This window comes from Nitratireductor mangrovi, assembly GCF_007922615.2.
Lineage (GTDB): Bacteria > Pseudomonadota > Alphaproteobacteria > Rhizobiales > Rhizobiaceae > Mangrovimarina > Mangrovimarina mangrovi.
The window spans coordinates 4,449,021-4,472,088 of record NZ_CP042301.2 but is presented as its reverse complement, the minus strand read 5'-3'; the positions used below and the strand labels follow the sequence as shown (position 1 = coordinate 4,472,088).

The window sequence follows — 23,068 nt, the reverse complement described above, 5'->3', positions numbered from 1 at the left end:
CAAGCTTCGCAAGGCGCTCACGATACCGGTTGTCGCGCCAGGCTTAGGCCTGGCAGGACCGCCATCACCCGAATTGCAACTCTCTCGAGATGAAGGCATACTACTCAGTAGCAATTCAGGAGACACAAATGTCGGTCAAGGCTTCCGTTTCCATCTCCAAATCCCAGGACGCCTACGCCCGGACGCTTGTCGAGGAAGGACGCTACGCCAGCCTGAGCGCGGTCGTGCAGCGGGGTCTCGAGCTTGTGCGCGCCGAGACCGAGGCCCGCGATCTGGAAACGGCGGCGCTAAGGGCCTTGCTCGAAGAGCGGGCGAAGGGCCCGTTTGTCCCGCTGGAAGAATCCCGGGACGAGACGAAAGCCATGTTGGCGCGAAAGCGCTCGGAACTCGGGCTTTGAAGCGACCGTTCGCCGTCGTCCGGTCGGCGGCGGCGCGCAATGACCTCGAACTGATCTTCGACCACCTTTTCGCCTCGTACCGCGAGTTCGGCGACATGCCGGATGAGGCTTACCGCCGCGCGGCCAACCGTATTCACGTCATCGAAGACGCCATGGGGCGCCTTGGCCGGGCGCCTTTCCAGGGGACGCTACGGGAAGACCTGCTGCCGGGGCTGAGACAGGTCACAAAAGATGCCGCGATCGTCTATTTCACAGTCGATGAGCACAACGAGCGCGTCACCGTGCTCGCCATCTTCTTTGGCGGACAGGATCACCAAAAGCATATGCTGAAGAGGCTGTTGGGCGGCACATGACCGCCGGTGCGGTCTAGATCGGGGCAACGAATGACACGGCGTATCTTCTCCCCGTAGACGGGGAGAGGATGTTCACGCATTCCAGCGCCCTTGCTTCTTCATCTCCTCGATCTCGCGCACGGCACGCTCGCGCAGGCGGGCGTCGCGGATCATGGTCGAGACGGCGGCATCGTCGGAGCGGTCGGAATAGCGGAACTCGGAATCGGCGTAGCGGTTGATCTCCTGCATCACCATGGCCATCGAGAACGGGCCGCGCAGTTCCTCGATCATCGCCTTCTTGTCGTCGTAGGACTTGTGCATGAAGGTCTCGGGCTTCTCGAACCAGTCGTCGGGAAGCTCGATGTCCATGGCCCGCATCTTGATGGCGTCGGTGATGTTCTTGATCGCCCGGCCGGTGAAGCGCGGCTCGGCCTCCTTGATCATGTGCAGGTAGGCACCGATATCGGCCATCGTCCTCGGCTCGCCATGCGCGCCGAGATAGTGCTCATAGACCTTCTGCAGCCCCTCCTCCTGCGGTTTCGAATGCTGCTCGTAGGCGGTGTTGACGGCGCGCTGGATGATCTGGGCGTCGAAGAGCTGGTGGTCGCCGAGCGGGATCTTGTGGTTCTTGCCGGCCAGAAGCACGAAGATGTCGATATAGTCGTCGCGCGTCTGCGGACCATCGACCAGCCAGCGGGCGCCGGCACGCTGGCGAAGCGCATCGTCGACATTTTCGGGATAGTTGGAAAACATGCCGAAGGAACAGTTGCCGCGCACGACAGTGGAGGCGCCGGCGAAGCTTTCCATCAGGACGCCGGTGATTTCCTGCTGGCCGGCCGAGGCGCGGTCGTCGGAGCGCTTGGCCGCCACCTGGTCGATGTCGTCGACAGTGCCGAAACCGATGGCGCGCGGGTTCAGCACGTTGTTGACGAACTGCTTGCAGTTCTGGCCAGACTTGCCCTGATAGGAAGAAATCTGGTCGACGCCGAAATTCTCGTAGTGGAACGGGTAGCCGGCGATCCGGCAATATTCGTTGATGAGCCCGGCGGTCATCTGGATCAGGATGGTCTTGCCGGTGCCGGGCGCGCCGTCGCCGATGAAGGTGAACAGGAAGCCGCCGAGATCGACGAAGGGGTTGAGCTGGCGATCGAAATCATAGGCCATCAGCATCTTGGCAAGCTTCATGGCCTGGTATTTGGCAATGTGGTTGCCGACGATCTCGTTGGGCTTCTTGAACGTCATCACCAGCGGCTTGCGCTTCTGGCCCGGCGCGACGTCGAAACCGTCGATGGTGAAGTCGTCCTGGTCGATGCGGATATGGGCGTCCTCGAACGGACCGAGCCCGTCGAAGCGGCCCTTGCGCGACAACAGCCCCTCGATGGCGGTGCGGGCGAAGGCGCGCGCCCGGCTCATCAGATCGTGGTCGTCCTTCGAGCCCCCGATCGCGGCATCGAGGCCGGCGACCATCGATTTCAGCGCGTCCTGCGGGGTGTCGAACAGGAAATCCGGCTCCTCGACATCGTTAGGCGCCTCGGCATCGCTCTCGATGGTCTGGAGCAGATAGGAAGCAAAGCTGAAGGCGGCGACATAGGCTGAGGCGGACAGGAGCCGCTTGAAGCGCGAGGCCTCCTCGCCTTCGAGCGGCGAGCGGCTGTTCTTGGCCTGCAGGCTTTCAAGCTCGGAGCCTTGCGCAAACACCTCGCCGATCGCCAGCGCCACGGCGATGCCGCGGCGGGCGCGGAAAAGCAGCGTGTGCTGGAGGATCGAAAGCAGGACGTCGTCGGCGCGGACGGCCTCGATGGTCTTTGTGAGCTCGACCTCGCGGGTGCGGCGCACCGAGCCGGTGGACACGGTGGAGACAAAGCGGCGGCCGGTGCCGGCAAGCGCGGTCGAGGAGCGGCTGCCGCTGTCCTCCATGACGATGACTCGCGTGACCATGCCCTGCGCGACGGCGCGGTGCTTTTCGATGTCGGCTTCGTCGATCGTCGTCAGACCGGTATCCATGCTCGTCCCCGCATTTGATATGCAGCCTACGTCTCAGACATCGCTGATGACCCGCTCGCCGGACAGGATGTGGACCTTGTAGCCGGCAAAGACCTTCTGCGCCTCGCCGGCGGCATAGAGCGCCTGGTAGGCCTCGTGCGGCACCAGGGCATGCTTCTCGTAGGAACTCACGCCCTGGCGCGCCGCCTCTAGGTCATCGGTGTTGATGAAAAATTCGTCGCGGGCCGGCTCGCTCGACCACAGGCCGCGGCGCGCCGGCTTCTCTCCCTTGGAAAACACTTCCTGGATGGTCCAGGTCAGGAGCCAGGCGTTCTCGGGCTTGCGAACCTTCTCGAGCACCTCGGCGACGCGCGAATTGTGCTCGGTGATGCCGGCCGAATAAAACGGCCCGAGCACGACGCGGCGCAACTGCTTGGGGTGCAGAGTGTCGAAATCCTTGTCGAGATTGCCGGCGATGGTGGCCGGCGACAGCGAATAGGCGGAGTTCTTCTCGGCGAAATCGTCGAAACGGTGCGCCAGCTGCGGGTTAAGCAGGCCGTCGACCGGCAGCGGCACCGGCACGCTCTCGTTGAGCTTGCCGTCGCGGGTGACCAGCGCCTCGACCATATCGGGCGAAGAGTCCTCGATCATCGCCATGTAGACCAGCGGCAGGTTGGCGCTGCCGTCGAAGGCCCCCCAGTGGACCAGGCAATAGGGCCGCATCGTCTTGGGGTTGACGGAAACCCGCACCGTCTTCGGCAGCACGAAGGGCGGAAATACCAGGCCGGTGCCGACATCCTCCAGATAGAGCCGCTCGGCCATCGAACGCTGCAGCGTTTCGGGAAAGGCCTTGTGCCTCAGGATGAAGTCGACCATCTCGGCTCGCAGTTCCCCGGCCTGCGGGATGGCTGCGAGCTTCTGCTCCGCGGTGCGGCGGTCGCGGTCGAGCTCCATGACGTTCTGGAACACCGGGAAGCCGCTTTCGGCGCGCGAGATGCGGAAGCTCTTGGTGAAACCGAGCCGGTTGCGCCAGCACGAGAACGAGTTTTCAAGCCGCACGATATATTCGGCGACGATCTGGGCCACGAGGCCGTGGCCGTAAAGCGGCGAATTGTCGTGGCGCAGAAAGATGTCCAGCCCCGACAGCGCGGCCGAAATGGCGTCGAAGTAGCGGATCGCTGAGGAATTCGCGTCGGTCATGCGGCCTGGCTACTGCCGCACGTAGTCGGCCGCGTTGTGCTTCTTCATCACGTCCTCGAAGCGGCGCGCGAAGGCATCGTCGGCGAGTTTCTTGCGCCGCTGGATGTCGGCGGTCGTGACCATGTTCTTCTCGTGCAGCTCGAGCAGATCGCCGATGTGGCGCTGGGCGGCGGCGCCGATGCCGGCCATCGTCTCCTCGGCGGTGTTGTCGACCTGGCTGCCGAGCGTGTTGATCCGGTGGGCGACATCCTGCTGGGCGGCCGTCTTCAAAGAGTCCTCCAGCGCCTTGTACAGAACAATGCGCTGCTCGGTATCGATGGTCAGTTTGTTGATCAGCGTGTTCTGGGCCGCGATCTGGTTGTTGAGCGAATCGACGAAGGTCTGGAACATCGACGTGTAGCGCTCCAGCGTCTGGCTCTCGGCCAGCAGTTCCTGCTCCTTGGCCTGCTTCTCATTGTATTCGGTCGCGAGCTTGGAGCGCTCGCCTTCCAGCTCGGTGCGCTCGGCCTGGCTGGTCGAGGCGGAGATGCGGTTTTCGATGTCGAGCAGCAGCGGGTTCAGTTCCTCGATGCGCTTCTGGGTCGCCGTCAGCTCGTCCATGGTCGACTTGCGGCGCTCGATCACCTGAGCAAGGCTGGCCTCGGAGGTCTTGTAGCGGTCGTCGAGCACCTGCTTCTGGTCGGTCAGGATGCCGACGATGGTGTCGGACTTGCCGAGCAGTTCCTGCAAATTGCCGGCCAGCGACATGTTGCGCACGCGCTCCGTGCGCATCCGCTGCTGGCGCTGCTTGGAGAAGAAGCCGACGAAGGTCTCCCAGCCGGTGTAGCTCTTCATGCTCTCGAATTCGCTGCCGAAGACATTGGTGGCGTCCTCGAGACCGATGATCAGGTCGGCGATATTCGCCTCCATGGTCTTCTGCTGCTTGATGACGTCCTCGATGCGAGCGTTCTCGATGTCGAAGTCGACCTCGCCGATCTTCTTGTCGGTCTGGGCGATCTTGTCGAGCACGATGCCGGACTGCTCGATCTTGGACCGCATATCCTCGACCGTCTTCCTGGTCTTGGCAATTTCGGCATCGAAGTTCTGCAAGGTCGCCATCCAGTTCCTCCAACGGGCTGATCGAATACCGGCGGTCGCGCGGCAGCGGGACCGAATATATGGGGCGATTGTTGCGAATGAAAGTCGCGGTGTTGCCTGCGGTTCAGCCGGTCGGAATCTGCACTACCACGCGAATTAGCGGGCGCGACTCCGCTCGCCGGCAAAGCCGATCAGATCCTCGGCCGGCCAGCGGCCCATCTCCTCTTCCCAGTGCCGGCGGCAGAGCGAGACATATTTGTCGTCGCCGCCGATCACCACCTGGTCGCCCTGCCGGGCAACCTTGCCGTCCGGTCCGAGCCGCACGACCATCGTCGCCTTGCGGCCGCAGCGGCAGATGGTGCGCACCTCGCGCAGTTCGTCGGCGATCGCCAGCAGCGCATGCGAGCCGGGAAAGAGCTTGCCCTGGAAATCGACCCTCAGGCCATAGCACATGACCGGGATGTCGAGCCGGTCGACAACGCGCGCCAGCTGCCAGACCTGTTCCTCGTCGAGAAACTGTGCCTCGTCGACGAAGACGCAATGCACCGAGGTATGGTCGTGATGCTCGGCGATGCGGGCAAAAAGATCGTCGCCATGGCGGAAGGTCTCGGCCTCGGCGGCCAGGCCGATGCGCGAGCCGATGCGGCCGCGACCGGCTCGGTCGTCGAAGGCGGCGATGAACTCCATCGTCGTCATTCCGCGCTCACGGTAATTGTAGGACGCCTGCAGCAACATGGTCGACTTGCCGGCGTTCATGGTCGCGTAGTGAAAGTAGAGCTTGGCCATTCGTCTATTAGGCCAAGCCGCAGCCATGATGGGAGTCGCCAGTCGCAGCGTTCCACTGGAAAAGGCGCCGCGAAGCCGAACAAGTCGCGCCTTGCCCGCACCCAAGAGACGGAATCCTGGCGCAATCCGTTTCCGGCTTGACATTGCCGGTCGGCTCGACTTTTTTTGATTGACTGCACAATCAATAAAAAATCGGAGGGATATCGGCAAATTTTTCCAAGGCGTGCCCCGGTAATCTTGAGCCGCGATCGCGACGATCTTCGCGCCCAAATCCGATTGACTGAGACAACCCGGATGCCCCGCGCATCCAGACACGCTTGAATACGGCCTGAAATGGTGTTTGGCTTATTGCCAGCAGAGCCGCGATGGGCCGCCAACAACAACAGGGAGAACACCTCAATGCCTCGCCAGACGATATTTGCCTTGTCGCTCGGACTCGCAACGGCACTCACCTCGCAGGCGCTCGCCGCCGATCCCGAAAGCTGCAAGGAAGTGCGCTTCTCGGATGTCGGCTGGACCGACATCACCGCCACGACGGCGACCACCTCGGTGGTGCTGGAAGCGCTGGGCTACGAGCCCACGGTGGAAATCCTGTCGGTGCCGGTGACCTACACGTCGCTCGCCTCGAAGGATATCGACGTCTTCCTGGGCAACTGGATGCCGACCATGGAGGCTGACATCAGGCCCTATCTGGACGACGGCACGGTGGAGACGATCGCCACCAACCTGGAAGGCGCCAAATACACGCTGGCGGTTCCGAAATACACCTTCGACGCGGGCCTGCAGACTTTCGGCGACATCGCCAAGTTCAAGGACAAGCTCGACGGCCAGATCTACGGCATCGAGGCCGGCAATGACGGCAACCGGCTGATCCTCGACATGATTTCCAACAACCAGTTCGAGCTCGACGGCTTCGAGCTGGTGGAGAGCTCGGAAGCCGGCATGCTGTCGGCCGTCTCCAAGGCGGTCGGCGACAAGGAGGACATCGTCTTCCTCGGCTGGGAGCCGCATCCGATGAACGCGAATGTCGAGATGGCCTATCTGGCCGGTGGCGACGACGTGTTCGGTCCGAACTACGGCGGCGCGACGGTTCACACCAATGTCCGCGCCGGCTACGTTACCGAGTGCCCGAACGTCGGCAAGCTGCTCACCAATCTCGTCTTCTCGCTCAAGATGGAAAACGAGATCATGGGTGCGATCCTCGACGACGGCCAGGATCCGCAGGACGCGGCGACGGCGTGGCTGAAGGCCAACCCGGACACGGTCGGCCCGTGGCTCGAAGGCGTGACCACGATGGACGGCGGCGACGCCATGGCCGCCGTGAAATCCGCCCTCGGCATGTAATCGGCGATACGCCGGAGCAGACAGGCGAACGGCGGCTGACCCGACAGGGCGGCCGCCTTTCGCGTGCCACGGAGCGAGGGGGCAATGGATCCGATTTCGGAGTTGATATCGAGCTTCAAGATACCGATCGGCCGGTGGGGCAAGCAGTTCTTCGATTTCCTGACCACCAATTTCGAGTGGTTCTTCGACAGCATCGCCGATGCCTTCAAGTTCGTGCTCGACGGGTTGGTCGACATCCTCCTCGTGGTGCCCCCGGTGCTGCTCGTCGCCGCAATTGCCGGCCTCGCCTGGTATCTGCAGCGCTCCTGGAAGCTGGTCGCCGGCGTGGCGCTGGGGTTACTTTTCATCGTCAACCAGGACCTGTGGGAAGAAACCGTCGAGACGCTGGTGCTGGTCGTGGCCGCGACAACCTGCTCGATGGCCATCGGCGTGCCGATCGGCATCTGGGCCGCGCACAAGGAACGCGTCTACCGTTATCTGCAGCCTCTGCTCGACCTGATGCAGACGCTGCCGACTTTCGTCTATCTGATCCCGGTGCTGATCCTGTTCGGCCTCGGCATCGCGCCGGGCATGATCGTCACCGTCATCTTTGCGTCGCCGGCGCCGATCCGGCTTACGTATCTGGGCATCACCTCGGTGCCGAAGCCGATGCTGGAGGCGGGTGAAGCCTTCGGCGCCACCAAGCGGCAATTGCTGTGGAAGGTGGAACTGCCGGCAGCACTGCCGACGATCATGGCCGGGCTGACGCAGTGTATCATGCTGTCGCTGTCGATGGTCGTCATCGCAGCGCTGATCGGCGCCAACGGGCTCGGCAAGCCGGTGGTCAGGGCGCTCAACTCCGTCAACATTCCGCTCGGCCTGGAAGCCGGCCTGGCGATTGTCATCCTCGCCATCATTCTCGACCGCATGTCGCGCATCGGCAGGGGAGACGCCAAATGAGCACCGCCGTCGATTTCCGCGATGTCGACATCATCTTCGGCGACCAACAGGCCGCCGCGCTGGCGCTGCTCGACAGCGGCGCCAGCCGCGCCGAAATCCTCGAAAAGACCGGCAGCGTGCTTGGCTGCGCCGGCTGCAACCTCACCGTCGAGGAGGGCGAGATCTCGGTGCTGATGGGCCTTTCCGGCTCGGGCAAGTCGACGCTGCTGCGCGCGGTCAACCGGCTCAACGAGGTGACCCGCGGCGAGGTGATCGTCCATGACGGCGACTGGCAGGCGGACGTGGTCTCCTGCTCCGAAGCCGAGTTGCGCAAGATCCGCCGCGAGTGCGTGGCCATGGTGTTCCAGCAGTTCGCGCTGCTGCCCTGGCGCACGGTCGCGGAAAATGTCGGCTTCGGGCTGGAACTGGCCGGGGTGCCGGACGCCGAACGGCGCGAGCGCGTGGCGCGGCAGCTCGAACTGGTGCATCTGGACCAGTGGGCCGGCAAATATGCGCACGAACTGTCGGGCGGCATGCAGCAGCGCGTCGGGCTGGCGCGGGCCTTCGCGACCGAGGCACCGATCCTGTTGATGGACGAGCCGTTCTCAGCGCTGGACCCGCTGATCCGGACCAAGCTCCAGGACGAATTGCTGCAACTGCAGACGGACCTGAAGAAGACCATCGTCTTCGTCAGCCACGACCTCGAGGAAGCACTGAAGATCGGCAACCGCATCACCATCATGGAGGGCGGCCGCATCGTGCAGTCGGGCGCGCCGGAAGAGATCGTGCTGGCGCCGGCCAACGACTACGTGCGCGACTTCATCGCCAATGTGAATCCGCTCTCGGTGCTGACCGCCTGGAACGTGATGCGCGACCGCCGCGACCTGGAAGCCGGCGGCGAGGGCTGGGTATGGCTCGACCGGCGGCGCACGACGCGCTTCCGCCTCGACGACAACATGCTGGTGACCGGGGCCGAGCGCAACGGACGCCCGGCGATCTGGGCCTCCTGCGACCCGCTCGAGACGCTGCCGGAAGATACGCACCAGGTCTACTGGGCCAAGCCGGGCACACCGCTGAAGGCGGTGATGCACGCCATGCATCAATCGCAGACCGCACCCGTCGCGGTCTTCGACGAGCAGTCGCGCTTCACCGGCGCCATCGGCGTGCGCGACGTTCTGGGAGCCGTGCTGAGGCGCTAGGCAAGGCACACTTGCCGAAGGGAGCCGGACGGCTCCCTGTCCAGCGCGGGGCGCGGACGTTCAGCGCCGCCCGGCAGGCCGCATGCAAAGTCCGATTACTTCGATACCGACAGGCTCACCTTGCAGGTTTGCGCGCCGTCTTGACCGACGCCGTGTCAAGATCGGAAGCGATACTCCATATAAATGCGGCACAATGGATGCCATCGAAACATAGCAATGATATTGCAAGTAGATTTCTTTGAACAACTTGTAAATACTTGATTTCTTCCAATACTTATTCGTTTCATTCTTTATCTTCAAAAAGACACACCACTCACCCCTGGAAGGGTTTGATCACACCGCTATATTCCTCTAGGGTCACGAAAAATGACCAGCGGGAGATAACATTGAATGAGCTAGTCGACGCGGAACGCGGTGTCGGGGCAACGATGCCCCTGGGGAGCGACGCGCAATCCGACCGACCAATGGTCCTCTTCGAAGAAGTTCAAAAATCCTACGACGGCGAGTCGCTCGTCGTGAAAAACCTCAATCTCCGCCTCGAGCGGGGAGAATTCATGACCATGCTGGGGCCGTCGGGCTCGGGCAAGACCACCTGCCTGATGATGGTGGCCGGCTTCGAGCCGGCGACGCATGGCGAGATCTATCTCGACGGCCAGCCCATCAACAGCGTGCCGCCGCACAAACGCGGCATCGGCATGGTGTTCCAGAATTACGCGCTGTTCCCGCACATGACGATCGCGGAAAACCTCGCCTTTCCTCTCGAGGTTCGCGGCTTCGACAAGGCCGAGCGCGAAAAGAAGGTGCAGCGCGCCCTCGACATGGTCCAGATGGGCGACGGTTCGTTCCATGGCCGCCGCCCGGCGCAGCTTTCCGGCGGCCAGCAACAGCGCGTGGCGCTGGCGCGCGCACTGGTGTTCGAGCCCGAACTGGTTCTGATGGACGAACCGCTCGGCGCCCTCGACAAGCAGTTGCGCGAGCACATGCAGTTCGAGATCAAGCACATTCACGAATCGCTCGGCGTGACCGTCATTTACGTGACCCACGACCAGAGCGAGGCGCTGACCATGTCGGACCGCGTCGCGGTCTTCAACGACGGCGTCATCCAGCAGCTGGCGACGCCCGAGGTGCTGTACGAGAAGCCGGAGAACAGCTTCGTCGCCCAGTTCATCGGCGAAAACAACACCCTGCAGGGCAAGATCAAATCGATCAATGACGGCATCGCCAAGGTCGAACTCAGCGATGGCGAGCAGGTGATGGCGCTGGCGATCAATGCCGGCCCAGGCGAACGCACCCAGCTTTCGATCCGGCCCGAGCGCGTCGAGATCGACCCCGACGAGAGCATCACCGACCACACGGTCACCGGGCGGGTCGAGGAAGTCATCTATCTCGGCGACCACATCCGCACGCGGATGACGGTGGCCGGCAACAGCGATTTTGTCGTGAAGACCCGTAACCGGCTCGGCGCCCGCCGCTTCAAGCCGGGCGAGGCGGTGCGGGTCGGATGGGCGACGGAAGACTGCCGCGCCCTCGACCGCGGCGACAACTGACCGCCGCGCCCTGGCGGGCGCGGACCGGATAGGTCATCCGGCGGACCTCGACATCCAGAAAAACAAACGCCGGACACCAACTCTTGTGTCTTTCAAACCCAGATGAATGCAGAAAAAATCAAAGGAAGGTGTCAGTATGAAACGGGTTCTGATCTTGACCGGTACGGTCGCGGCTCTTGCGCTTGGCGGCGCGGTCGCACAGGACAAGCAACTGACGATCGTCTCCTGGGGCGGCGCTTATTCGAAGTCCCAGATCGAGGCCTATCACAAGCCCTATACGGAAAAGACCGGCGTCGAGATCCTCAACGAGGACAAGTCGGCGAACGCGCTGGCGGGTATCCGCGCGCAGGTGGAAGCCGGGAACGTGACCTGGGATGTCGTCGACATGCTGCAGGCAGACGCCCAGCGCGCCTGCGACGAGGGCCTTGTGCTGGAAATCCCGCATGACGAATGGCTTGCCCCGGCGCCCGACGGCACGCCGGCCTCGCAGGACTTCATCGAAGGAACGCTCGGGCCCTGCTTCATTCCGCAAATCCTTTATGCGACCATGTTCGCCTACAACACCGAGGCGTTCCCGGATGGCGGACCGCAGACGATCGAGGATGTCTGGGACGTCGAAAAGTTCCCGGGCACGCGCGCTCTGCAGCAGATTCCGCAGAAGAACCTCGAATGGGCACTGATCGCCGATGGCGTCGAGCCGGACAAGGTCTATGAGGTGCTGGCGACCGAGGAAGGCCAGAACCGCGCCTTCGCCAAGCTCGACGAGATCAAGGACAACGTGATCTGGTGGTCCGAGGGTGCCCAGCCGCCGCAGATGCTCGCCGACAAGGAGGCCGTGATCGCGACCGCCTATAACGGCCGCATCTTCAACGCACAGGTCAACGAGGACCAGCCGTTCGAGATCATGTGGGATCACCAGATGTTCGAGACCGACGGCTGGGTGGTTCCGGTCGACACCGGCAACGAGGAGACCATCAAGGATTACCTGAAGTTCGCCACCGACACGCAGCGTCTCGCTGACCAGGCGAAATACATCTCCTACGGTCCGGCACGTCAGTCGTCGGCGCCGAAGGTCGGCAAGTTCGAAGGCACCGACATCGACATGAAGCCGCACATGCCGACCAATCCGGAGAACCTGAAGACGGCGATCCCGTTCGACGTCCAGTTCTGGGCGGATTACGGCGACGCGCTCGAAGAGCGCTTCAACGCCTGGGTCGCAGGCTGATCCACGGGAACAGGCGGGGCGCTCCGACGCGCCCCGCCTACCCCTCGCACGACTGACAACATCCGGACGACTCCATGGCATCGGCATCGAAGACCCCTGAACTGCTCGCGGCGGACGGCACCCCGCTCAAGCATGCGCTGCGTCGCTCGCAGGCGCAGGAACGACGCCGCGCGTTTTTGCTGGTCGCGCCCTTGCTGGTGTTCCTGCTCATCGTCTTCGCAGTGCCGATCCTGTCGATGATCTGGCGTTCCGTCTACAATCCCGAGATTCGCGGCTACCTGCCGCAGACCGCGGCCGCCCTGCAGCAGTGGGAGGGCGCGGACGTGCCGCCGGAGCCGGTCTTCCAGGCCATGGCGGCCGACATGATCGTGGGCGTCGAAAACCGCACCATCGGGCGCGCGGCAGCGCGCATCAACCGCGAAATCCCCGGCGCCCGCAGCACGGTGATGCGCACCGCGCGGCAGGTCGACGAATGGTCGGCGCCCTATCGCGAAAAGTTCCTGGAGGCCGACGAGGACTGGGCCAATCTGGAGTTCTGGCGCATCCTCAAACGCGAGTCGCGGCTGCTGACGCCGACCTACTACCTGCTGGCGATCGACTACGAATACAACGCGCAGGGCGAGATCGCGCCGCGGCCGGAAGTCTACCAGGTGTACAAGGGGCTGTTCTTCCGCACCGCCTGGATGAGTATCCTGATCACCGGGCTTTGCGTCGTGCTCGCCTATCCGATTTCCTACATGCTGGCGACGCAACCGGCGCGCGTCGCCAACCTGCTCCTGATCCTGGTGCTGTTGCCGTTCTGGACCTCACTGCTTGTGAGGACCTCGGCCTGGATCGTGCTGCTGCAGCAGCAAGGGGTGATCAACGAACTCCTTGTCGCAACCGGCATCATCGACGGGCAAGGGCGGCTGCGCATGATCTACAATCGCACCGGCACCATCGTGGCCATGACCCACATCCTGCTGCCGTTCATGGTGCTGCCGCTCTATTCGGTGATGAAGACCATCCCGCCAAGCTATCTCAGGGCGGCGAAATCGCTCGGCGCACACCCGTTCCGCGCCTGGTGGCGGGTCTATTTCCCGCTGACGATACCGGGGCTCGCCGCCGGCTGCATCCTCGTGTTCATCCTTGCAATCGGCTACTACATCACGCCGGCGCTGGTCGGCGGCGACAGCGGTATCTTCATCTCCAACCTGATCGCCCAGAACATGCAGGGCTCCAGCGCCCAGCTGAAACTGGCGGCCGCACTGGCAACGATCCTGCTGGTGGCGGTGCTGCTCGTCTACTGGGTCTTCAACAAGCTTGTCGGCGTCGATCGGCTGAAGTTCGGATAGGAAGCGCATCATGGCCCTGCCTTCATACGCAACACCCGTCGAACGCGTCTGGCACTATGCGTTCAACATCATCTGCGGGCTGATCTTCTTCTTCCTGATCGCGCCGATCATCGTGATCATCCCGCTGGCCTTCAACGCCGAGCCCTATTTCACCTTCACCCGCGAAATGCTGTCGCTCAATCCGGACGGCTATTCGCTGCGCTGGTTCGAAGCGCTGTTCGGTTCATCGGAATGGATGAGTTCGATCGGCAATTCGTTCATCATCTCGATCTGTTCGACGATCATCGCGACCGCGCTCGGCACGCTGGCGGCACTCGGGCTCAACCGGCCCAACATGCCGGCGCGCGGCATCATCACCGCGGTGCTGATCTCGCCGATGATCGTGCCGCTGATCATCACCGCGGCGGCGCTGTTCTCGTTCTTCGCCCGCGTCGGCTTGTCGCAGACCTTTCCGGGCATCATCCTCAGCCACGTGGTGCTGGGAACGCCTTTCGTGGTGCTGACGGTGACGGCGTCGCTGGCCGGATTCAACGAGACGCTGATCCGCGCCTCGCAAAGCCTCGGCGCCAACCAGACGCGCACCTTCTTCAAGGTGATCCTGCCGCTGCTGCTGCCGGGCGTGATCTCGGGGGCGCTGTTCGCCTTCGTCACCTCGCTCGACGAGGTTGTGATCGTCAATTTCATGGCCGGTCCCAACCAGACGCCGATGACGGTGCGCATGTTCTCGGGCCTGCGCGAGGAGATCAGCCCGACGATCCTTGCGCTCGCCAGCCTTTTGGTGGCGCTGTCGATCCTGCTGCTGACCACGCTGGAGATGATCCGGCGCCGCAACGAGCGGCTGCGCGGAATGTCACCCGCCTGATCCACAGGCAAGAGGGGAATTGGCGGCGCCACGAGGCAAAAGCCCGGCGCCGCCTTTTTTTGCACCGGCCACGACACGCGGCAACCATCGTCGGGACGACCGTGCGCGACAAAGACTACGACCCGTTCGCTTGTGTCGCATGGAGCCTTGCGCGGGCGCCATGCATGCCGCTACGATGATGCAAATTAGTTTTGTTTCATAACATTCTGGGAGGACGACTTTCATGAACCCATCCGGCGCGATCGCGATCATCACCGGCGGCGGATCCGGCCTTGGCGAGGCGACGGCCCGCGCCCTCGCCGCCAAGGGGGCGAAGGTCGCTATCCTCGATGTCGGCATGGAGCGGGCGGAAAAGGTCGCGGCCGAACTTGGCGGCATCGCGGTGCGTTGCGATGTCTCCAGCGCCGAAGGCGCCGAAGCGGCGATCGCCGAAGTGGCCGACAAGCTCGGCGAACCGCGCATCCTGGTCAATTGCGCCGGCATCGGCATCGCGATGAAGACCACCGGCAAGGACGGCGCCCATCCGCTCGACGTCTACAAGAAGGTGATCGAGGTCAACCTCGTCGGTACCTTCAACATGATCCGCCTGTTTGCCGTTCGCTGCGAGAAGCTGGAGCCGCTCGATGGCGGCGAACGCGGCGTCATTGTCAACACCGCCTCGGTGGCGGCGTATGACGGGCAGGTCGGCCAGGCCGCCTATTCGTCGTCCAAGGGCGGCGTGGTGGGCATGACGCTGCCGGTGGCGCGCGACCTGTCGCGGGCCGGCATCCGCGTCTGTACGATCGCGCCCGGCATCTTCCGCACGCCGATGATGGCCGGACTGCCCGAAGAGGCGCAGAAGTCACTCGGCCAGCAGGTGCCCTTCCCGCCGCGCCTCGGCGAGCCGCCTGAATATGCCGCGCTGGCCGCCCATATCGTCGAGAACCAGATGCTCAACGGCGAGACCATCCGGCTCGACGGCGCCATTCGCATGGCGCCGCGCTGACGGGGGTCGACCCGCCATGAGCCACGCGCGGCGCCAGGGGCCGCTGGCGGGCCTCAAGGTGATCGAGATGGCGGGAATCGGCCCGGTTCCCCTTGCAGGACTGATGTTGTCGGAGATGGGAGCGAGGGTGCTCCGGGTCGAGCGGCTGAAGACCGGCCGTGCCTTCCTCGACCTACCCGACGCCTTCAATCTCGACATCCATGGCCGCGAGACGCTGAAGGTCGATCTGAAGCGTCCCGAGGGGGTGGAACTCGTCACGCAACTGGCGGCGGCATCCGATGTGCTGATCGAAGGGTTCCGGCCGGGCGTCATGGAGCGCCTCGGGCTGGGCCCAGAGCCCTTGCTGGAGCGCCACGAGGGCCTGGTCTATGGCCGCATGACCGGCTTCGGCCAGGACGGCCCGCTGGCCAGCCGCGCCGGGCACGACCTCACCTATCTGGCGCTGTCGGGCGTGCTGCATGCGATCGGGCCGGCCGACGGCAAGCCGGTGCCGCCGCTCAACCTTGCCGCCGACTATGGCGGCGGGACGATGTTCCTGATCACCGGCGTGCTGGCGGCACTGTTCGAACGCTCGCGCTCGGGCAAGGGCCAGGTCGTCGACACGGCGATGATCGACGGGGCGTCAATGCTGGCCGCGCCTTTCTTCGCGTTCATGGGCGCGGGCATCTGGCAGGACCGACGCGGGTCCAACCTGCTCGATTCCGGTTGCCCGTTCTATGACACCTACGCGACCGCCGACGGCCGCCATGTTGCGGTCGCCTGCCTGGAACCGCAGTTCTTCGCCGAATTCGCGCGGCTATTGCCGCTGGACGAGCACCTGGCAACGGCGCAATACGACCTGGCGCACTGGCCGGCGATGCGCGAGGCGATCGCGGCGCGGCTGGTGGGAAAGCCGCGCGACGAATGGGCCGCGCTGTTTGCCGACACCGACGCCTGCGTGGCGCCTGTGCTGTCGCTGGCCGAGGCGCCTTCGCATCCGCATAATCTGGCGCGCAAGACGCACCGCGACGTCGGCGCGTTGAAGCGGCCCGGCCCCGCGCCGCGCTTCTCGCGCACACCGTCGCAGGTTGCACAGCCACCATCGGCTCAGCCCGCCGCAAAACTGCTGACCGAATTCGGCCTCGATCGCGAGCAGACCCTAGCGCTCGCCGAGCAAGGTGTGATCGGTAACTGATCGGCACCGGCCATCAACAAGGATAAGACGACATGGCGGACAAGGCCAAGAACGTGATCCGCAAGACGGATGGCGAGGCGATCGCGCTGGCGCGGCGGCTGATCCGCTCGGCCCGCCACGGCGCGCTGGCCGTGATCGAGCCGGAGACGGGAGCGCCGTTCGCCTCGCGCGTGGCGACGGCCACCGATCTCGACGGCTCGCCGATCATCCTGGTGTCGACGCTTTCCACCCATACCTCCGGCCTCGCCGCCGATCCGCGCTGCTCGCTGCTTGTCGGCGAACCCGGCAAGGGCGACCCGCTCGCCCATCCACGCATCACGCTTTCGTGCATGGCAGAGCGCCTGGAGCGCGGAACACCAGCGGGTGATCGGGCGCGTCGCCGCTACCTGAACCGGCATCCCAAGGCGAAGCTCTACGCCGATTTCGGCGATTTCTCATTCGTGCGGCTGGCGATGGAGCGGGCCAGCCTCAATGGCGGCTTCGGCAAGGCCTATTTGCTCGGCCCCGACGACCTCGCTCCGCATCTGCCCGCCAATGCCGGGCTCGCGGACACCGAGCAGGGGGCACTCGAGCACATGAACGAGGACCACCGTGACGCGATCGACCTTTACGCGCGCCATTTCGGCGGCGCCCGGTCGGATGGCTGGCTGATCACGGGTATCGACGCCGAGGGCCTCGACATCGCGTCCGGGGACGAGGTGCACCGCGTCCTGTTCCCGGCACCGCTCGGCGAGGCCGGCGCGTTGCGCGCGGTACTCGTCGACATGGCCAAAACGGCTAGGGCGATGGAAACGAACTCCCAACACGCGGCCAATCCGACATAATTGCCGCCGTCACGCTTTCGTTGCGGACGAATCTGGACTAATTTCGTTGATACAGGGGGTGTCGTACGGGCGTGGAGAACCCGTGCGTCTGGGCCGTGGCTCCGCCGTCTGTGACGAACGAACAGATCAATCCCCTCGCAGGAGGCGGAAATTGGCAACGGCACAACTCGCGGCACATGCCGACACCGCAGCGGCCTTTCTCACGGCGTTCGCCAACAGCAAGCGAATCCAGATCATGTGCGAGATTCTCGGCCGAGAATTGCCCGTCGGGGTGATTGCCGACAAGGTCGGGCTGAGCCAGTCCGCCTTGTCGCAGCATCTTGCACGGCTCAGGAACCTGGGTCTCGTACGGACTCGGCGGGACAAGCAGACCATCTACTATTCTTGCGGCTCGGACGATGTCCGCCGCCTGTTCGACACGCTCGACAACATCTTCGTCGACGACGAGCGGCGCGGAAGCACCCTGCCTTGAAGCGTTGATCCTGGCGGGCAGCTTGCGCTAGCGATACCAGCATGGTCGCCCGCCTCATTCACGTCGAGGATCCCGACGATCCCCGCCTAGCGCCTTACCGGGACATCCGCGAAAAGGATCTCGTCGGACGCGACGGCAGGTTCATCGCCGAAGGCAAGGTGGTGCTGAACGTGCTCCTGAACGGGAGCCGTTTCGAGGCGGAGTCACTCCTGATCCTGGAGAACCGCCTCGCCGGGGCGCGGCCGCTGCTTGATGCGGCGCCCGACGGCCTGCCGGCCTATGTGGCGAAAGCGCCCGTGATCGACGCCCTTGCCGGCTTTCATGTCCATCGCGGCGTGCTCGGCCTGGGACGCCGCGGGCCGGAGCGCACGCTCGAAGGCGAACTCGCCCACCTGCCGGCAGAAGCGCTGGTGGTGGTGATGGCCGGCGTCTCGAACCACGACAATGTCGGCGCGATCTTTCGCAACGCCGCTGCCTTCGAAGCCGACCTTGTCCTGCTCGACGAAACCTCGAGCGATCCGCTCTATCGCAAGGCGATCCGCGTCTCCGTGGGGGCGACGCTCAAGGTACCGTTCGTTCGGGGCGGATCGACGAAGGCAATCACGGCCTCGCTAATCGGCGCGGGGTTCCGCTGCCTGGCGCTGTCACCAAGCGGAGGGAGCGACATCGCCGCAATCAAGCCCGGCGGGCGCAACGCGATCTTCCTTGGCAGCGAAGGCGACGGGCTAGCGCCAAGCGTGATGGCGTCGATGGAAGCCGTGCGGATCGGCATGTCGGCCTCGTTCGACAGCCTCAACGTCGCTGCCGCCTCGGCGATCGCGCTGCACCGGCTGTGGCGCGGCGCTGGCCAGGTCAGCGGACCGAGGCCGCCTCCTTCAGGGCCTTGACCCGGTCGGCCAGGCTGACGGGCCGGCCGTCACCGCCAGTGGCGGGCCGTGCCCCGGCATCCCTGGCAAGCTCGACGCCGATCGGAGAATCCGGACCGTCGAGCATTTCGGTCAGCTTCACCACCTCGGCGGCGAGATCGTTGATCTGTTCGCGCAGCAATGCATTGTCGCGCCGCTGCTCGTCCCAGTCCTCGGTCGAGGCGCGCGCATGGGCGGAGACTTCCGACTTCAGCTTGCGGTTTTCGCGCATCAGGGCGGTGACGCGCTTTTCAAGCCGGTCGCGCTCGCCGCCGAGCTTTTCCATGGCCTTTTCAACGTCGCCGCCGGTAGCCCCGGACAGCAGCGTCGACATCTGCAGCGTCAGGTCGGCGATCTCCGCCTCCAGCTTCACGCGCTGGCTCTCGGACGAGGCAAGCTGGGTGCTGAGGTCGTTTTCGAGCCCCGAGGCGCTCTTCAACTGGCCACGCAGCCGCGCCAGTTCCTTTTCGCGCCGGTCGAGTTTGTCCTCGCGGTCGGTCAGCGTTGTGGTAAGCCGCTCCAGCCGCTTTTCGAGATCAGCCACCTTCTTCTTTTCGGCGCGCAGCGCTTCCTGCGCACCCTTGGCCTCGGCGACCGCATCGCGCAACCGGCGTTCGGCTTCCTTGCGCTGCGCGCGCAAGCTGCCGACATCGCCCGATACGCGCTCGAAATCGGCCTCGCGCGCCACGAGCTCGATCTGGCGGTTGCTGGCCGACAGGCTCGCCTCGTCATACATGCGCCCGAGCTTGTCGAGTTCGAGTGCCTTGGCCTCGATGTCCTGCTCGGCTGCGGCGAGCCTGTCGCCGACGCCCTTCAACTGATCCTCGCGGCGACGCAGTTCCTCGCGCAGTTCGCTCGCCTGCTTTTCGAGTTCGGTGATCGTATCGGACTTTTGGGCGCGCTCGCTCGCCAGCTTCTTGAGCTGTTCCTGATTGCGGTTGATTTCGATGATCTGGCTTGCCGCCTTCTCGCGGAAGGCCTGGATGCTCATCTCAAGGCGCCGCGTCGACATGGCGAACTCGGCGCGCATGCGGTCCTTGTCGGCCTCGATCTCGCCCAGCGACATCGGCACCGCCGCTTCGATGCGGCGGCGCGTCAGCGCTACGGCACGGCGCCATAGCGCCGGCGCGATCATCAGCGCCAGGAAAGCCGAGCACAAAAAGCCCAGCGAGAAGAACAGGATCGATTCTATCAAGGCCGCCCGCCCCGCAATGGGTTCATCATCGCACCGGACGATGAAAATGCCATGTCGCCCCCCGCATGATCCATAGCACGGCGCCGTTTACTTGGCCTTAAGGTTAAGCCGGCGCCGGGGCAATGCAGGCGAACGGTTCAGAACGGATTCCAGGTCGGACGCTGGGTCAGTTTCAGATAGCCGATGTTGACGCCGAGACGCGCGCCGATGCCCGTGCGCACCGGAACGAGCAGGATGTTGCCGTGCTTCATGACCGTGAAGCCGATGCCGGCGACTGCGTAGGCGGAACCGGCGACGCCGAGGAAGCGATTGTAGAGCGCGTCGACGGCATCAAGATTGTAGACCAGGATCATGGTGCGCGAACCCTGGCCGCCGAAATCCCAGCCGACGGAGGGCCCCTGCCAGAATACCGGATGGTCGCCGGCATTCTTGGTGTAGAGCGTGCCCTCACCGTAGGTCAGGCCGCCGACGATGGCGCCGGAGCCTTCCTCGCCCAGGATATAGCCGTTGGGAAGGCCGTAGGCGGAGAAGATCTTCTCAACGATCGTGGCCAAGCCACCCGAGGTCGCGCCAAAGAACCGATGGCCGGAATCCACGATTTCCCGGGCAGTGTATTCCTGCGCGCGCGCCGGGCCGGAAATCGCCAGGGTCAGCACGAAAAATGCAAACGCCGCGGCCAGCGCACGCGCGGCGGGGTTTGTCCTTGACAGCATATGGTCGTTCTCCAGTTCGGAGCAGCTCTGAGGGGCGCATCCCTGCGGGCGGCTCTGGCGGCCGCCTTTCCGGTTCGAATCGCACGCTAGTCAGCAAACGTTCGTCATCGATTAAGAAACGGATGAAGATGGCGGCACGAAGGCCGGAAATGGACAGCGGAGGGACGGGTTTTCTTGCGGGCACCGGCGGCTTGTGCAACGACGGTCGGGTGGGGTTGGCGCCGATGATTCGCAAGTGGCGATCGGCGACCGGGACAGGTGAGGCAACGGAGCGTTCCCGTCGGCGGAGCGCCTCCGCTTCCGCTAGGAGAAACGGAGACATGTCCGAACTCTTTACGCTCACGGCGCCGGAGCTGGCGGCCCTTTTGTGCAGCCGTGTCTGCCATGACATCATTTCGCCCGTGGGGGCGATCAACAACGGGCTGGAACTTCTGGACGAGGGCGGCGCCGACGAAGACGCCATGGCGCTGATCCGGCAGAGCGCACGAACCGCCTCGGCGCGGCTGCAATTTGCGCGCATCGCCTTCGGCGCGGCCGGTTCGGCCGGCATGCAGATCGACACCGGCGACGCGGCAACGGTGGCCGACGCGCTATTCAAGACGGAAAAGCCGGACCTGGAATGGAATGGCGGGCGGGCATTGCTGCCCAAGAACAAGGTCAAGCTGCTGCTCAACCTGCTCCTGGTGGCCACCGGCGCCATACCGCGCGGCGGACGGCTTACCGTCGATCTCGCCGAGCTGGAAACAGCGCCGCGCTTCACGATCAAGGCCAGCGGGCCGATGGTGCGGGTGCCGCCGAAATTCCTCGAAATGCACTCGGGCGGCAAGCCCGAGGAGCCGATCGACGCCCATGCAATCCAGCCCTATTACACGCTGCTGCTGGCACGCGAGGCCGGGATGACGATCGCTATCCGCGCCGGCGCCGAGGACGTCGTCTTCACCGCCTCCTGAGGGTCGGCTTCGCTCCCCCTTCCATCTCCCGCATGCATGACCGGCGGCTTTTTTGCAATTTTAGCCGCCGGATTGGCCAATTCCTTTACGATCTTCGCCTAAGGTGAGGTTCGGGGTGATGTTTGGCCGGGTGACACCCGGCTCGTGAGCAGGGACCGGGACCATGAACCGCTGCATGATCATCGACGATTCCAGCATCATCAGGAAGGTCGTCAAGCGCATCCTGGGCAGTCCGGAGATCGTCGTGGTCGAGGCTACCAACGGCAGCGACGCGCTCGCCATGTGCGGCGCGCAGATGCCCGACACGATCATCGTCGACGGCGTATTGCCGGACATGGCGGCCACTGATTTCATTCGTGATGTCAAGGCGTTACCCGGCGGCAAGGGTGTGCGCATCCTGATCTCGATCCTGGAGTTCGACATCGGCATGATCATGCGGGCCAAGCGCGCCGGCGCCAATGGCTACATGTTCAAGCCGTTCAACCGTTCGCAGCTGATCGAACGCTTCCGCGAACTGCAAAGCGCCGCCTGACGCGATCCCGCGCACGCCGGCATATCGGCTGGCTGCCACCCATCCGGTAATCCCAACGACCGACAAATGAAAATGCCCGGCCGAAGCCGGGCATTGCTGAATTCTGGGGCATGAGCCGGCGTCAGGCGCTGGCGCGGATTTCCTCGGGCTCGCGCAGCACATAGCCGCGGCCCCAGACCGTCTCGATGAAGTTCTGGCCGCCGGACGCCGCATCGAGCTTCTTGCGGAGCTTGCAGATGAAGACGTCGATGATCTTCAGCTCCGGCTCGTCCATGCCGCCATAAAGATGGTTGAGGAACATTTCCTTGGTGAGCGTGGTTCCCTTCCGCAGGGAAAGCAGCTCCAGCATCTGGTATTCCTTGCCGGTCAGATGCACGCGCTGGCCACCGACCTCCACGGTCTTGGCGTCCAGATTGACGATCAGGTCGCCTGTGGTGATCACCGACTGGGCATGGCCCTTGGAGCGGCGCACGATGGCGTGGATGCGCGCCACAAGCTCGTCCTTGTGGAACGGCTTGGTCATGTAGTCGTCGGCGCCGAAGCCGAGGCCGCGCACCTTGTCCTCGATGCCGGCCAGGCCGGAAAGGATCAGGATGGGCGTCTTGACCTTGGACAGGCGCAGCGTCCGCAGAACCTCGTAGCCGGACATGTCCGGCAGGTTCAGGTCGAGAAGGATGATGTCGTAGTCGTAAAGCTTGCCGAGGTCGACGCCTTCTTCCCCGAGGTCGGTGGTGTAGACGTTGAAGCTTTCCGACTTGAGCATCAGTTCGATGCTCTGCGCGGTCGCACCGTCGTCTTCAATCAAAAGGACGCGCATTTCATTCCCCTTCTCTGCCGCCCGGCCGCCATTGCGGCTCGACCGTCCCGGGAGCAGCCATCACCTGAGTCGGAGGCTGCCAGTAAATGGTTAACAAAATCTGATTCCGCCTGGCAAGTCGCCCGGCGGCATTCAGCATGTTTGATCACCTTCTTGAATCCAAACACGAATCGCGATGCTTCATCGTTAACGTTCAGGATAAGGAAACCGGGACAAGTGACTCAGGCGACTCGACTTGCCGGCTGTGGGCCCGGCTCGGCGTGGTTCTTTACCGTGCTTTAAGCCCTCGCGACTAT

At 64.0% G+C, this 23,068-nt stretch carries 23 protein-coding genes; 16 read left to right on the top strand and 7 right to left on the bottom strand.

Features of this window, described 5'->3' with window-relative positions:
* The first annotated feature begins 128 nt into the window (after positions 1-128).
* Positions 129-398, top strand: a complete 270-nt coding sequence (locus FQ775_RS21970) for a ribbon-helix-helix domain-containing protein (protein WP_146299353.1) — start codon at positions 129-131, stop codon at positions 396-398.
* On the top strand, positions 395-751 hold the full coding sequence (locus FQ775_RS21965; RefSeq protein ID WP_146299354.1) for a type II toxin-antitoxin system RelE/ParE family toxin: 357 nt from the start codon (positions 395-397) through the stop codon (positions 749-751). The genes FQ775_RS21970 and FQ775_RS21965 overlap by 4 nt, the downstream gene beginning before the upstream one ends.
* Positions 752-823: 72 nt before the next feature.
* Here the strand turns inward: FQ775_RS21965 and FQ775_RS21960 are convergent, their stop codons facing one another.
* The 4 genes from FQ775_RS21960 to FQ775_RS21945 form a co-directional block, all read right to left on the bottom strand.
* Complete coding sequence (locus FQ775_RS21960; protein ID WP_146299355.1) at positions 824-2,734, bottom strand: ATP-binding protein; 1,911 nt, start codon at positions 2,732-2,734, stop codon at positions 824-826.
* 33 nt (positions 2,735-2,767) lie between these two features.
* Positions 2,768-3,913, bottom strand: coding sequence for a hypothetical protein (locus FQ775_RS21955; RefSeq protein WP_146299356.1), 1,146 nt, complete (start codon positions 3,911-3,913; stop codon positions 2,768-2,770).
* A gap of 9 nt (positions 3,914-3,922) precedes the next feature.
* Positions 3,923-5,011 carry a hypothetical protein gene (locus FQ775_RS21950; protein ID WP_146299357.1) on the bottom strand — a complete coding sequence of 363 codons (1,089 nt, stop codon included), beginning with the start codon at positions 5,009-5,011 and terminating at the stop codon, positions 3,923-3,925.
* 135 nt (positions 5,012-5,146) lie between these two features.
* Positions 5,147-5,776 carry a thymidine kinase gene (locus FQ775_RS21945; protein ID WP_146299358.1) on the bottom strand — a complete coding sequence of 210 codons (630 nt, stop codon included), beginning with the start codon at positions 5,774-5,776 and terminating at the stop codon, positions 5,147-5,149.
* Positions 5,777-6,175: 399 nt separating this feature from the next.
* Between FQ775_RS21945 and FQ775_RS21940 the strand changes: the two genes are divergently transcribed.
* The 12 genes from FQ775_RS21940 to FQ775_RS21885 all read left to right on the top strand — a co-directional run bounded on the left by FQ775_RS21940 (position 6,176) and on the right by FQ775_RS21885 (position 18,547).
* Positions 6,176-7,120 carry a choline ABC transporter substrate-binding protein gene (locus tag FQ775_RS21940; protein WP_146299359.1) on the top strand — a complete coding sequence of 315 codons (945 nt, stop codon included), beginning with the start codon at positions 6,176-6,178 and terminating at the stop codon, positions 7,118-7,120.
* A gap of 84 nt (positions 7,121-7,204) precedes the next feature.
* Positions 7,205-8,059: a choline ABC transporter permease subunit gene (gene choW / locus FQ775_RS21935; protein WP_146299360.1), complete on the top strand. Its 855-nt coding sequence runs from the start codon at positions 7,205-7,207 to the stop codon at positions 8,057-8,059.
* The gene (gene choV, locus FQ775_RS21930; protein ID WP_146299361.1) at positions 8,056-9,237 is read left to right on the top strand and encodes a choline ABC transporter ATP-binding protein; all 1,182 of its coding nucleotides are present in this window, start codon (positions 8,056-8,058) and stop codon (positions 9,235-9,237) included. The genes choW and choV overlap by 4 nt, the downstream gene beginning before the upstream one ends.
* 428 nt (positions 9,238-9,665) lie before the next feature.
* The gene (locus FQ775_RS21925) at positions 9,666-10,784 is read left to right on the top strand and encodes an ABC transporter ATP-binding protein (RefSeq protein ID WP_167813191.1); all 1,119 of its coding nucleotides are present in this window, start codon (positions 9,666-9,668) and stop codon (positions 10,782-10,784) included.
* A gap of 136 nt (positions 10,785-10,920) precedes the next feature.
* Entirely contained in the window at positions 10,921-12,009 is a 1,089-nt protein-coding gene (locus tag FQ775_RS21920; RefSeq protein WP_146299363.1) for an ABC transporter substrate-binding protein, read from the top strand.
* Positions 12,010-12,083: 74 nt separating this feature from the next.
* Positions 12,084-13,343: an ABC transporter permease gene (locus FQ775_RS21915; RefSeq protein WP_146299364.1), complete on the top strand. Its 1,260-nt coding sequence runs from the start codon at positions 12,084-12,086 to the stop codon at positions 13,341-13,343.
* Between the two features lie 10 nt (positions 13,344-13,353).
* Positions 13,354-14,205 (top strand): ABC transporter permease, encoded by an 852-nt coding sequence (locus tag FQ775_RS21910; protein ID WP_146299365.1) that lies wholly within the window; start codon positions 13,354-13,356, stop codon positions 14,203-14,205.
* A 223-nt stretch (positions 14,206-14,428) separates the two neighbouring features.
* Positions 14,429-15,190, top strand: a complete 762-nt coding sequence (locus FQ775_RS21905; RefSeq protein ID WP_146299366.1) for a 3-hydroxyacyl-CoA dehydrogenase — start codon at positions 14,429-14,431, stop codon at positions 15,188-15,190.
* Positions 15,191-15,206: 16 nt separating this feature from the next.
* On the top strand, positions 15,207-16,364 hold the full coding sequence (locus tag FQ775_RS21900; RefSeq protein ID WP_146299367.1) for a CaiB/BaiF CoA transferase family protein: 1,158 nt from the start codon (positions 15,207-15,209) through the stop codon (positions 16,362-16,364).
* 32 nt (positions 16,365-16,396) lie between these two features.
* Complete coding sequence (locus FQ775_RS21895; RefSeq protein ID WP_146299368.1) at positions 16,397-17,188, top strand: HugZ family pyridoxamine 5'-phosphate oxidase; 792 nt, start codon at positions 16,397-16,399, stop codon at positions 17,186-17,188.
* 151 nt (positions 17,189-17,339) lie between these two features.
* Complete coding sequence (locus tag FQ775_RS21890) at positions 17,340-17,660, top strand: ArsR/SmtB family transcription factor (protein WP_146299369.1); 321 nt, start codon at positions 17,340-17,342, stop codon at positions 17,658-17,660.
* Positions 17,661-17,701: 41 nt separating this feature from the next.
* Positions 17,702-18,547 carry a TrmH family RNA methyltransferase gene (locus FQ775_RS21885; RefSeq protein ID WP_146299370.1) on the top strand — a complete coding sequence of 282 codons (846 nt, stop codon included), beginning with the start codon at positions 17,702-17,704 and terminating at the stop codon, positions 18,545-18,547.
* On the opposite strand, the gene FQ775_RS21880 is transcribed toward FQ775_RS21885, so the two are convergent.
* Entirely contained in the window at positions 18,513-19,760 is a 1,248-nt protein-coding gene (locus tag FQ775_RS21880) for a coiled-coil domain-containing protein (protein WP_146299371.1), read from the bottom strand. The two genes, FQ775_RS21885 and FQ775_RS21880, sit on opposite strands and share 35 nt — an antisense overlap.
* Before the next feature lie 137 nt (positions 19,761-19,897).
* Positions 19,898-20,473 (bottom strand): DUF1134 domain-containing protein, encoded by a 576-nt coding sequence (locus FQ775_RS21875; RefSeq protein ID WP_146299372.1) that lies wholly within the window; start codon positions 20,471-20,473, stop codon positions 19,898-19,900.
* Positions 20,474-20,793: 320 nt separating this feature from the next.
* On the opposite strand from FQ775_RS21875, the gene chpT reads away from it, so the two are divergent.
* Positions 20,794-21,423: a histidine phosphotransferase ChpT gene (gene chpT, locus FQ775_RS21870; RefSeq protein WP_146301911.1), complete on the top strand. Its 630-nt coding sequence runs from the start codon at positions 20,794-20,796 to the stop codon at positions 21,421-21,423.
* A 163-nt stretch (positions 21,424-21,586) separates the two neighbouring features.
* Positions 21,587-21,955, top strand: a complete 369-nt coding sequence (locus FQ775_RS21865; protein WP_146299373.1) for a response regulator — start codon at positions 21,587-21,589, stop codon at positions 21,953-21,955.
* Between the two features lie 121 nt (positions 21,956-22,076).
* Here the strand turns inward: FQ775_RS21865 and ctrA are convergent, their stop codons facing one another.
* Complete coding sequence (gene ctrA / locus FQ775_RS21860) at positions 22,077-22,772, bottom strand: response regulator transcription factor CtrA (protein ID WP_146299374.1); 696 nt, start codon at positions 22,770-22,772, stop codon at positions 22,077-22,079.
* Positions 22,773-23,068 lie beyond the last annotated feature (296 nt).

Bases quoted from the DNA above. Each gene is read 5' to 3' on its own strand.
- FQ775_RS21970 (WP_146299353.1), top strand. From the start codon at position 129: ATGTCGGTCAAGGCTTCCGTTTCCATCTCCAAATCCCAGGACGCCTAC.
- FQ775_RS21960 (WP_146299355.1), bottom strand. From the start codon at position 2,734: ATGGATACCGGTCTGACGACGATCGACGAAGCCGACATCGAAAAGCAC.
- FQ775_RS21955 (WP_146299356.1), bottom strand. From the start codon at position 3,913: ATGACCGACGCGAATTCCTCAGCGATCCGCTACTTCGACGCCATTTCG.
- FQ775_RS21950 (WP_146299357.1), bottom strand. From the start codon at position 5,011: ATGGCGACCTTGCAGAACTTCGATGCCGAAATTGCCAAGACCAGGAAG.
- FQ775_RS21945 (WP_146299358.1), bottom strand. From the start codon at position 5,776: ATGGCCAAGCTCTACTTTCACTACGCGACCATGAACGCCGGCAAGTCG.
- FQ775_RS21940 (WP_146299359.1), top strand. From the start codon at position 6,176: ATGCCTCGCCAGACGATATTTGCCTTGTCGCTCGGACTCGCAACGGCA.
- choW (WP_146299360.1), top strand. From the start codon at position 7,205: ATGGATCCGATTTCGGAGTTGATATCGAGCTTCAAGATACCGATCGGC.
- choV (WP_146299361.1), top strand. From the start codon at position 8,056: ATGAGCACCGCCGTCGATTTCCGCGATGTCGACATCATCTTCGGCGAC.
- FQ775_RS21925 (WP_167813191.1), top strand. From the start codon at position 9,666: ATGCCCCTGGGGAGCGACGCGCAATCCGACCGACCAATGGTCCTCTTC.
- FQ775_RS21920 (WP_146299363.1), top strand. From the start codon at position 10,921: ATGAAACGGGTTCTGATCTTGACCGGTACGGTCGCGGCTCTTGCGCTT.
- FQ775_RS21915 (WP_146299364.1), top strand. From the start codon at position 12,084: ATGGCATCGGCATCGAAGACCCCTGAACTGCTCGCGGCGGACGGCACC.
- FQ775_RS21910 (WP_146299365.1), top strand. From the start codon at position 13,354: ATGGCCCTGCCTTCATACGCAACACCCGTCGAACGCGTCTGGCACTAT.
- FQ775_RS21905 (WP_146299366.1), top strand. From the start codon at position 14,429: ATGAACCCATCCGGCGCGATCGCGATCATCACCGGCGGCGGATCCGGC.
- FQ775_RS21900 (WP_146299367.1), top strand. From the start codon at position 15,207: ATGAGCCACGCGCGGCGCCAGGGGCCGCTGGCGGGCCTCAAGGTGATC.
- FQ775_RS21895 (WP_146299368.1), top strand. From the start codon at position 16,397: ATGGCGGACAAGGCCAAGAACGTGATCCGCAAGACGGATGGCGAGGCG.
- FQ775_RS21885 (WP_146299370.1), top strand. From the start codon at position 17,702: ATGGTCGCCCGCCTCATTCACGTCGAGGATCCCGACGATCCCCGCCTA.
- FQ775_RS21875 (WP_146299372.1), bottom strand. From the start codon at position 20,473: ATGCTGTCAAGGACAAACCCCGCCGCGCGTGCGCTGGCCGCGGCGTTT.
- chpT (WP_146301911.1), top strand. From the start codon at position 20,794: ATGTCCGAACTCTTTACGCTCACGGCGCCGGAGCTGGCGGCCCTTTTG.
- FQ775_RS21865 (WP_146299373.1), top strand. From the start codon at position 21,587: ATGAACCGCTGCATGATCATCGACGATTCCAGCATCATCAGGAAGGTC.
- ctrA (WP_146299374.1), bottom strand. From the start codon at position 22,772: ATGCGCGTCCTTTTGATTGAAGACGACGGTGCGACCGCGCAGAGCATC.